The 9,914-nt window shown below is 38.8% G+C and carries 9 protein-coding genes; 8 read left to right on the forward strand and 1 reads right to left on the reverse strand.

The genetic code is table 11. The features are described 5' to 3' along the window. The coding region (locus VNZ46_RS11270; RefSeq protein WP_325560257.1) for a RagB/SusD family nutrient uptake outer membrane protein at positions 1–1,504 on the forward strand (1,504 nt) is incomplete at its 5' end. Between the two features lie 65 nt (positions 1,505–1,569). Here the strand turns inward: VNZ46_RS11270 and VNZ46_RS11275 are convergent. Beyond that, on the reverse strand, positions 1,570–2,217 hold the full coding sequence (locus VNZ46_RS11275) for a Crp/Fnr family transcriptional regulator (protein ID WP_325560258.1): 648 nt from the start codon (positions 2,215–2,217) through the stop codon (positions 1,570–1,572). 290 nt (positions 2,218–2,507) lie between these two features. Here VNZ46_RS11275 and VNZ46_RS11280 point away from each other — a divergent pair, with 290 nt between their 5' ends. The 7 genes from VNZ46_RS11280 to VNZ46_RS11310 form a co-directional block, all read left to right on the forward strand. After that, a complete protein-coding gene (locus tag VNZ46_RS11280) occupies positions 2,508–3,383 on the forward strand; it encodes a pirin family protein (protein ID WP_325560259.1) in 876 nt (291 codons plus the stop codon). Between the two features lie 36 nt (positions 3,384–3,419). After that, entirely contained in the window at positions 3,420–3,986 is a 567-nt protein-coding gene (locus VNZ46_RS11285) for a Crp/Fnr family transcriptional regulator (protein ID WP_325560260.1), read from the forward strand. Positions 3,987–4,095: 109 nt separating this feature from the next. Continuing rightward, complete coding sequence (locus VNZ46_RS11290; RefSeq protein WP_325560261.1) at positions 4,096–4,866, forward strand: sensor histidine kinase; 771 nt, start codon at positions 4,096–4,098, stop codon at positions 4,864–4,866. Between the two features lie 110 nt (positions 4,867–4,976). Next, positions 4,977–5,927, forward strand: a complete 951-nt coding sequence (locus tag VNZ46_RS11295; protein ID WP_325560262.1) for an MBL fold metallo-hydrolase — start codon at positions 4,977–4,979, stop codon at positions 5,925–5,927. A 112-nt stretch (positions 5,928–6,039) separates the two neighbouring features. Continuing rightward, a complete protein-coding gene (locus VNZ46_RS11300; RefSeq protein ID WP_325560263.1) occupies positions 6,040–6,618 on the forward strand; it encodes an RNA polymerase sigma-70 factor in 579 nt (192 codons plus the stop codon). An 81-nt stretch (positions 6,619–6,699) separates the two neighbouring features. Beyond that, entirely contained in the window at positions 6,700–7,851 is a 1,152-nt protein-coding gene (locus tag VNZ46_RS11305) for a FecR family protein (protein WP_325560264.1), read from the forward strand. Positions 7,852–8,200: 349 nt separating this feature from the next. Next, positions 8,201–9,914: SusC/RagA family TonB-linked outer membrane protein (locus VNZ46_RS11310; RefSeq protein ID WP_325560265.1), on the forward strand; the 1,714-nt coding region annotated here is incomplete at its 3' end.

A 9,914-nucleotide genomic window follows, 5' to 3' on the forward strand; every position in this document is an offset into this window, starting at 1 on the left:
AAAAACACTATATATCATGATGATCCTGATCGGTACCGGGATCTTCATAACCAGTTGTAAAAAGGATTTTTTAAACCAGGAACCAGAATCGGGATTACTTGGCGCTAACTTTTGGAAAACGGAATCGGATTTGAAACAGGGCGTGGTTGGTGCCTACAGGTCTCTGAAAGACATGGGCTCATTCAGCTATTGGCTTTTCGGAGAAATGCGTTCTGACAATACCAGTTTTCAGTACAATGCACCGCAACGCGGACAAGAGAACCGCGAGCAGGTAGATGAATTCCTGGCTAATTCTGCCAATACATTACTGCAGGATTTTTGGCAGCAAAGCTATATCGGTATTGCACGTTGTAATGATGTGCTGGATAATGTAGAGCGAATCCCAATGTCTGCACAATCCAAAGCCCAGTCCATTGGCGAAGTGAAATTCCTTCGGGCCTTTCATTATTTTAACCTGGTCAGACAATTTGGAGGTGTACCACTGCGTTTGGAAGTAACTAAAACCCCGGGCGATGCAAAATCAAAAGGACGTGCAGCAGTTGATGCAGTATATGCTCAAATACTTGAAGACCTGAATGATGCTGCTTCAAAACTTCCAGCTTCTTATTCAGCAGCAGATAAGGGGCGTGTTACCTCAGGTACAGCAAATGCCTTATTAGGAGAATTTTACCTCACGCAGAAAAAATATGCCGAAGCCTTAACTGCACTTAGAAAAGTAACAGGCTACAGCCTGATGCCTAGTTATGCAGATGTGTTTGACAAAACCAAGAAAAACAACGCAGAATCTATATTTGAAATCCAATATCTGGGTTCAAATCCGGATCTTGCGAGCAATTTCATGTATCAGTTTGCACCCTTTAACTCGGTTCAGTATGTAACTAAGGATCCGGGTACCAATCTGAGTTTTGGCAGTGGTTGGAATACACCAACCACAGACCTCATTGGCTCTTATGAAAGCGGGGATGCCCGGAAAGATGTTTCGCTTGCGGAAGGCTTTACCGATGATAAAGGGGTATTTACTTATGCGCCATATATTAAAAAATACAATCAGGGCTTTGTACAACCAGGCCAAACCGATGTTAACTTTCCAGTTATCCGTTATGCAGACGTTTTGCTTGAAATTGCAGAGTGTTTGAATGAGCAGGGCTTTGTAGCCAATGGTGAAGCCTTTGGACTATTGAACCAGGTTAGACGTCGTGCCCAACTTCCAGATAAAACCTCAGGAAATGCCATTCCAGCTTTGAACGTAAGTTCTCAGGCAGCTTTCAGGCTGGCAATTGATCAGGAACGTAAAGTAGAGCTGGCCTTTGAAAATCACAGATGGTATGATCTGGTACGTACCGGAACAGCAGTTCAAGTGATGAATGCTCATGGCCAGCGGGAGATAGCAAAAGCTCCGGCTCAATACCCTTCAGGAGCATATACTGTTACAACAAATAAATTGCTTTTGCAAATTCCTCAGCGGGAGGTGGATTTAGATAATCTTGCTCAAAATCCGATGTAAGGAACATGATTAAGAGAGAAGCCCCGGATTTTATGGTCCGGGGCTTTTCTGCTATTAAAAGTGACTCAGAAATCTGGTGATACTACCTGTTTTATCCTTTTATCAATAAATCCAGTTTCAAAATGAATTTTCTTGGAAACGATATGTTTACGTATCCGGCTCAGGGTCTCTCCCGAAATCCCAAGGTAAGACGCAATCATTTTTTGAGAAAATCTTAAAGCAAGCTGAGGATAGGAATTGACAAGATCTGCATACCGCTGTTCAGCCGTCATACTGATATACGAATGCATTCTTTTTTGAGATGTATTATTGGCCTCCTGATATTTTTTAAAGATCATTTTAAAGAATATCGGGCTGTTATCCAATAGTATATGAAATGCATCGTTGGTAATTACTAATAGCTGGCTCGGCTCAACAGCCTCAATATAGTACAAAGAAGGGACTGCAGTCTGATAACTTTCGTAATCAGTTATCCATCGGCCTTCTGTGGCAAACCGGACAATATGTTCATTGCCTTTATCGTCGACAGAAAACTGCCGTAATGCCCCTTTTATCACAAATCCAAGAAGTTTAGCCGGATCTCCTTCCTGCAGAAGATATTGCCTTCTTCTAACCATTTTAATTTGAAAACTTTTTTGAATGATTTCCCGTTCCTGTTTAGAAATACACAGACCTGTCTGGTCTTCAATGTATTCAAAAAATGATTCATACATAGTATTTGGTATTAGTTAGTTTCAATTGGAGAATTGTTTTTATATAAACCAACCTTATGCCATAAATTCAAGTGCTTGTTTAATAGTTGTTTATGTGTTTTCTTTAAATAGGAACGCGTAATTAAGTAAAAAACTGCTCTTTTCAACCACGAGATTTCGTGGTTGAATTTCAAGACTGCTGTTGACAAATAATAAGAATAATCCTTAAGATTTATCATTTCATAAACCAACAGGTAAGACCAAATTTGTAATAAATGGAAAAGCGAATTTAAATTTCAAAATTGATCCAGATGGAAAAAAAAATTAAATCAATAAATGATGGCGTCAACGCCGTAACTGGAGATTTCTTAACCAACCGTTTAATTCCACAAGGTATGGTCCAAGCTGTAGGTCCGATAGTTTTTTTAGACCATGTCTATCCTATTGCACTCAATAAGGATTCTCTAATTGCTCCTACCGGAGAGTTGGCGCACCCACATAGAGGGATTGCTACTTTAACCTATGTATTTAGCGGTAGTTTGGCACATTACGACAGCTACGGAAATTACGATGTTGTAGGTCCCGGAGGTTTACAATGGATGAAATCTGGAACTGGTATTGTGCATGAAGAATTACCTGGAATCACTAAAGAACATGGAGAAATATTTCATTCCGTTCAATTTTGGATTATTCTTCCTTTTGCGGTAAAATCTGAAGAACCTGAATATTTAGCCCTGCAATCTAAGGATATTATTGAACTTCCTTTACCCAAAAATGCAGGTGTGATCAGGATTTTACTTGGGAATTTTGGAAGTTCAGAATCTCCGGTTAAAACCTTCGGAAAACAATTTATTTACCATATTAAACTTAATCCAAAGTCAACATTTGAATTGGAAGGAAAAGAAGATTTAGAATACGCCTTATTTGTTCCTGCAAATGAAGTATCGGTTAATGAAGCGGTTGTAGGAAGAAGCAAAATGGTTATATTTGAAAAGAAAGGTGATAAAATTATACTCGGGAATTCCGATATATTTGTTGCAGATATTATGATGTTCGGTGGCGAACCAAATACGGAAACCGTTATTGTAGAAGGACCATTTGCCGCAAATAATTATTTAGAAATATCAGAAGCATATAAGGATTTTTTTGATGGAAAATACAGAACGATAAATTATATAAGAGATTAATTACCATAGCCCATGCACCAAATATTAAGGACATACATGAACAAGATTACTTCATCAATTATATCTGATGACGAATTTAAACTTGTGGAACAATGCTTTACTCCTAAAACAGTAAAGAAAAAACAATTTCTGCTGCATGAAGGAAGCATCTGCAAATACATGTCCTTTATTGCCAAGGGGGCAATGAGGCAATATACAATTGACGATAAAGGAATTGAACATATCGTTCGTTTTGGCCTGGAGGAATGGTGGATCAGTGACCGGGAGAGTTTCACCATGCTTACACCATCTAAATATTATATAGATGCAATAGAAGACACACAATTACTAGTGGCGACAAATGATAAACTATTTGAGCTTAGGGCGCATTCGCCGTCATTTGAAAAGTTGAGTCGCATATTGGACGAAAGGCATTATAATGCTGCGCAGGAAAGAATCCAGGCTATAATTAGCTATACTGCTGAAGAAAAATTCCAGCATCTCATGCAAAACTATCCCGCTTTTGTCAAACGTATACCTCAAAGTATGCTCGCTTCTTTTTTAGGAATTACTCCAGAAACCCTAAGTCGTGTACGTAAGCAAACTTCATTAAATAACAATTAATAGGTAGGCTCTCTCTTTGATAAAGATCAATATCATTATTTGTCAAATGTCAAGAATAATTGATGTTTGATGCGCGACTTTTACCTGTGTAAGGATTAAAAAAATAACCATGGTTATAGCCGCATTTATATTGATTGTACTTCTCATTATCTGCATCCAGGCGTACCATGCTCAACAGAATAACAATAACCAAATAGAAAAACATAAGGGAGAAATAGCAGAGCAAAATATTATACTTAGAGATCTTACTGATCGGCAGAGTAGATTAATCATAGAAAAAGAATGGCTTGCAAAAGAAGTCCACCATAGAGTAAAGAATAACCTACAGATCATTATAAGTCTTTTGGATTTCCAATCTAAATATCTGGAAGATCCGATCGCATTTACCGCTATAAAAAATAGTCAGAATAGAGTTAGAGCAATATCACTCATACACCAAAGATTGCATCAAAAAGAAGATTTTCAATGTATCGATATCCAGATTATCATAAGAGATATTGTTCGGTATCTTAAAGAATCACTAATGAATAATGATAATATTGAATTCAAGATAAAGTCAATTTCTGTAAAAATGGATGTGACGAAGGCTGTTCCAATAGGACTTATTTTAAATGAAGCCATTACAAATTCAATAAAGCATGCATTTTCAGGTCAATCGGTAGGGGAAATAAATATTGAACTTGATTATGATCTAGAAAATAACCTTATACTAAGCATTTCTGACAACGGGCAAGGATTGCCGATCGGTTTTGATTTAAAAAAAAGCAATTCATTAGGATTTTATCTGATCAAAACTATGAGTGATCAACTTGATGCAGAATTTAAGTTAATCAATCACGAAGGTTTGGCCTTTAACTTTAAATTCAATAAAGATCGCTAAGGAGGACCAAATATTTGATTAATATCAATCCTATTTCTTATTAAACATCAAGATATTTCTAAGTTCTGAAAGGTAGTTTTATACAGTACATATTTATTCTTTAACTTATTATGGAAAATCTATTAAAAATTAGCAAAGGCCACCACAATCATACCGGAGACAGTTGCAAGCATTGTACTCATGTTGTTCCAGAGAACATAACAACTCTCGTTGATGGATTTTTAGTTCGGGAGATCAAAGAAGGAGTCTTTTTGTTAACTAATGGAAACTATCAATCCATGTTTATGACTACTGGTATTGGAGTCGTCTTAATTGATGCACCTGAACCCTTGGTTGAATTTATTGATAAGGCCGTTGCTGAAGTCACAAATGAAGATATTACAACTTTAATTTACTCGCACGGTCATTCAGATCATATTGCTGGGAGCCATTTACTCCATAGAAAAGGCTTGAATATTATTGCTGAAAAAGACGTTGCCGATTTTATCAGCGCAAAGAAAGATGGCCGAAGACTTGAACCTACTCAAACCTTTGTAAAGGAAACAATCTTGGAAATTGGTAACCGTATAATACATTTAAAACGCGACGAATTCCATTCTCCAGAGGGAGATCTGGTCATTTTCTTACCAAATGAAAAGATCATCATGGCTGTTGACATGATTGCACCAGGGTGGGTACCTTTACTCGATTTTGACATAACAGGGAACATGTTTGTTTACCTCAATTCCTTCGATCGGATTTTGGCCTATGATTTTGATGCCTTCATTTCCGGACATACTGCGGATATTGCGCATAGAAAAGATGTTGAACTCACTAAAGCTTATGCTTTTGATGTTTACGAAACTGTTAAACGTATTCATGGCGAAATCAATGTTGCAGAATTACTTGCCGAGGAAAGAGATAATGAACAGGCTGGTATAAAAAAATTAATAGAAACGGTAACCGAACGTGCAACTAAAGATGTACAGGGAAGATGGTTGAAGGGGCCATTAAAGGGGGTAGACCTTTGGACGGAGAGTCATTGCAGGGCAATGTTGCTGTACGTTCGATGGAGTGATTGATTTTCGGAGGAAATAAATTAACGCTCTTTTTGTTTGATTTTATTTCGGTTTTTTGTGTAAATTCATGATTATATTCTGTTTATTAGCATACCGATTTAATAATCAACCAATAGTGGATACATATAGTAAATTTTCTGATGCAGCCCTGGCCGATCTCTTGAAGTCTGGAGACCGGGTGGCATTTACTGAGATCTATAATCGGTATAAAGGCTTGTTGTACATTCATGCCTTTAAAATTTTAAAGGATAGGGAAGAAGCAAAGGACGTCGTACAGCAATTTTTTAGTGTGTTATGGACCAAACACGAAGAGCTTACTTTCAAAGTAAACTTATCACAATATATGTATACTTCCATCAGAAATCTGATTTTCCGTTATATTTCCAGAAAAAAGATTGAGTCAACTTATATAACTTCTATTCAAATATTTTTTGATGAAGGTGTTTGCGAAACGGACCACTTGATTCGAGAACATGAGTTAAGATTTATCATAGAAAGGGAAATTGCCAACTTACCTCCAAAAATGCGTGAGATTTTTGAAATGAGCAGAAAGGTAAATCTAAGCCATAAAGAAATTGCAGATCAGCTTTCAATTTCGGAACAGACAGTATCTAAACAGATTACTAACGCCTTAAAAATACTTAGAACAAAGCTTGGTTTGGTAGCCTACATTGTCTTTTTGATCGGACATTAATTTTTTTTTCATTTTTATCTACCTGTTCAGCCCGAGATATGTATCTAAGTTATAATTAGCAGAAAACTTAGCTTGTCGGCAATGAAAAAAGAGCAAATTAAAGAGGTGTTAAACCGGTATCAATCCGGATCAATTTCCGATCAGGAACGTGCGCTATTAGAAAGCTGGTATAGTGAACAAGCTAAATTTCAGTCAGATATTCCGCACAGCCAGATAGAGCTGGACCTGGAAGAAATTTGGCTTAATCTTGAAGCTGAATATTCACCAAAGCGAAATACTAGTCTTTGGATTAAGATCTCAATTGCAGCTACTATTTTAATGGCTCTTTCTACAGGGTTATATTTCTATAAAACAGTATGGACAAGGAAAAATGTAGCAACCAATAATACTGCGAAAAATGATTTTAATCCAGGAAGCAATAAAGCCGTGTTAACATTGGCAAGCGGTAGAACAATCAATCTGGAAACAGCTACCAACGGTAAAATTCTGGAACAGGAAGATGTGACTGTTCAAAAAAACAGGAATGGTCAGTTGAGTTATATCCCTGGTTTGAAAAAAGAAGATCATGAGCTCATAAATACAGTTACCACTCCTAAAGGTGGTAACTATCAAATTACATTAGCCGACGGAACCAAGGTTTGGCTCAACGCGGCATCATCTTTAAAATTTCCACAGCAGTTTAATCAAAACTCCCGTCAGGTAGTTTTAATAGGTGAAGCCTATTTTGAAGTGGCTCACAATAAGAAGAAGCCATTTAGAGTGCTGACTAAGGGACAGGCTGTTGAGGTATTAGGAACACATTTCAATGTTAAGGCCTATGCCGATGAACCCGCCACCTGGACAACACTGTTGCAAGGCTCAGTGAAAGTAGAAAACAATCTTAATCGCAGGGCCATATTAATACCTGGTCAACAGGCGATCAGTAAAAATGGGGGAGCACTACAGACACTTAAAAAGGTTAACTTGGACGAAGTTTTAGACTGGAAGAATGGGGAGTTTGTCTTTTCAGGTGAATCCCTGGAGAGCATCATGCGTAAAGTTTCCAGATGGTACGATACAGAAGTAGAATATAAAGATGAATCACTCAAGAAAGAACTTTTCTTCGGATCGGTATCGAAATGGTCCAGCGCCTCAGATGTACTGGATGCCCTCGCACTTACCGGAACTGTGAAATTTTCAATAGTTAATAGTAACGGACCTAAAAAAGAAAGGAGAATAATTGTGATGAAATAGACTTAACCAATCTAGATGCGTTGCATAAAAAATCCGAAAACCAACGGTCATTGGAATTCGGATATGACTGCAAAGTATAATCAAAAAAGGATGCGATCCAATCTTCAACTAAACCATCATTATTCAAATGTACAAACTTTACTCACATTATGCAGAGCGGGTATGCCCATATCTGCAAAAAGAAAGTCCGTCATATATAAACAGCGGATTATCGAAAAAAATATGGGCTGAGCACAAACTGAATCACCACTTCGGTCAAAGAATAAAGCTCATTCTTGTAATCCTTTTATTATTTGCAGCTGCCCCCGTTTTTGCACAAAATATAACCATATCTGCGAAAAACGCCACAATGGAAAGTGTCCTGCAACAAATCAAAGAAAAATCAGGTTATCGGATTTTGTATAATGGAAAGACATTGGAAGGCTGCAAGCCCGTTAATGTCAATCTGAAAAATGTCACACTTCAGACAGCTCTTCAGGAAACGTTTAAAAACCAGCCGGTTACTTACACCATTAACAAAAATGTAATTATTATTCGGAAAGGTTCTGATACACCGCAACCCAGTCAATCCAGTACGCCCCAAAAAGCGGTCCAGGTAATTCCTATAAAGGGCTCAGTAGTTGGTGAAAAGGGCGAAGCATTGCCTGGAGCTAGCATCACCATTAGTAGCACAGCCATCCGTTTTATGGCTGACGACCAGGGCAATTTCAGTTTCGCAACCGTTCCGGCCGACGGGATCATGATTGTTTCCTATATCGGATACCAAACAGATTCGGTCGCTATCATGGGGAAGAATAGTTTCGATATTAAACTCAGGCTTTCCAGCAACAAGCTTAGCGAGGTTACAGTATCAACAGGGTATCAGAATTTAAGTAAGGAACGGGCCACGGGTTCCTTCGCAAAACCGGATATGGAAACTTTTGCGGCGCGCATCGGCACAATGGATGTTATTTCGCGCCTCGATGGCCTGGTGCCAGGTCTGACGGTCATCCCCGGTCCTAAAGGCGTATTGAACAGCAATGCTAATGGGCGGCTGGGCAATGGCAACTCTACGCAGAAAAGCATTATCAGGGGTCAAAGCAGTGTCACATTGTCAACAGACCCATTGTATGTCGTAAATGGTTTGCCTATTAATGATTTCAGTACGATTAATCCGGACGACATCGCTGACATTACCGTGCTTAAAGACGCGGCCGCCACCGCCATCTGGGGTGCCAGGGCTGCCAACGGGGTTATTGTGGTGACCACAAAAAACGGGAATAAGGACGAAAAAATGAAGATCAGTTACAGTGGCTTTGTTAATTTTATGGGCAGGCCCGATTTTGGCTACGGCAAGATGGTCAACAGCCAGCAGTACATACAGGTAGCCAGGGAAACATTTAACCCCACGCTATTTCCCTATTTCACCCTGGGTAGTGCCGTGATCATACCGCATGAGCAGATTCTGTACAATCAAAATGCCGGCAAAATAACCGCGGCGCAGGCAAATAAAAGCCTGGACAGCCTTGCCTCGATAAACAATATGTCGCAGATCAGAGATCTGCTGTACCGGAATGCGCTTACCACAAGTCATACCTTATCCCTTTCGGGCGGGATGCAGAACTATACCTATTACAGCTCGTTTTCAAATACAGATGTGATAGGTAACAGGCCGGGTCAGTCTGAACGGAGTTTCCGGATCAATTTAAACCAGGAAATGAATATTAGTCAAAAGCTGAAAGTTTCGCTATATACTTCCTTAAACAATACGTTAAGAAATTCTATAAAGGAGCCCGATATCAGCAACCAGTTTGTTCCTTACCAACTTTTCCAGGATGGCCAGGGAAATAACTTGAATATGAACTGGGCTCAGGGGCTGTCGCCTGAAACGAGGGCGGATTACCAGACAAGAAGCCGTATCAACCTGGATTATAACCCACTGGATGAAATCAATGACGGTTTTTCCAAAACAAATAACCTAGCAATAAATGTGACGGGTGCTGTTACTCTTAAATTAATTAAAGGACTGAGCTTTCAGGGTACTTACGGTTATCAAAAAGCACCTGGTTCAACGACCAACTATG

Source organism: Pedobacter sp., from assembly GCF_035566355.1.
In the GTDB taxonomy this organism is placed as follows: Bacteria; Bacteroidota; Bacteroidia; order Sphingobacteriales; family Sphingobacteriaceae; genus Pedobacter.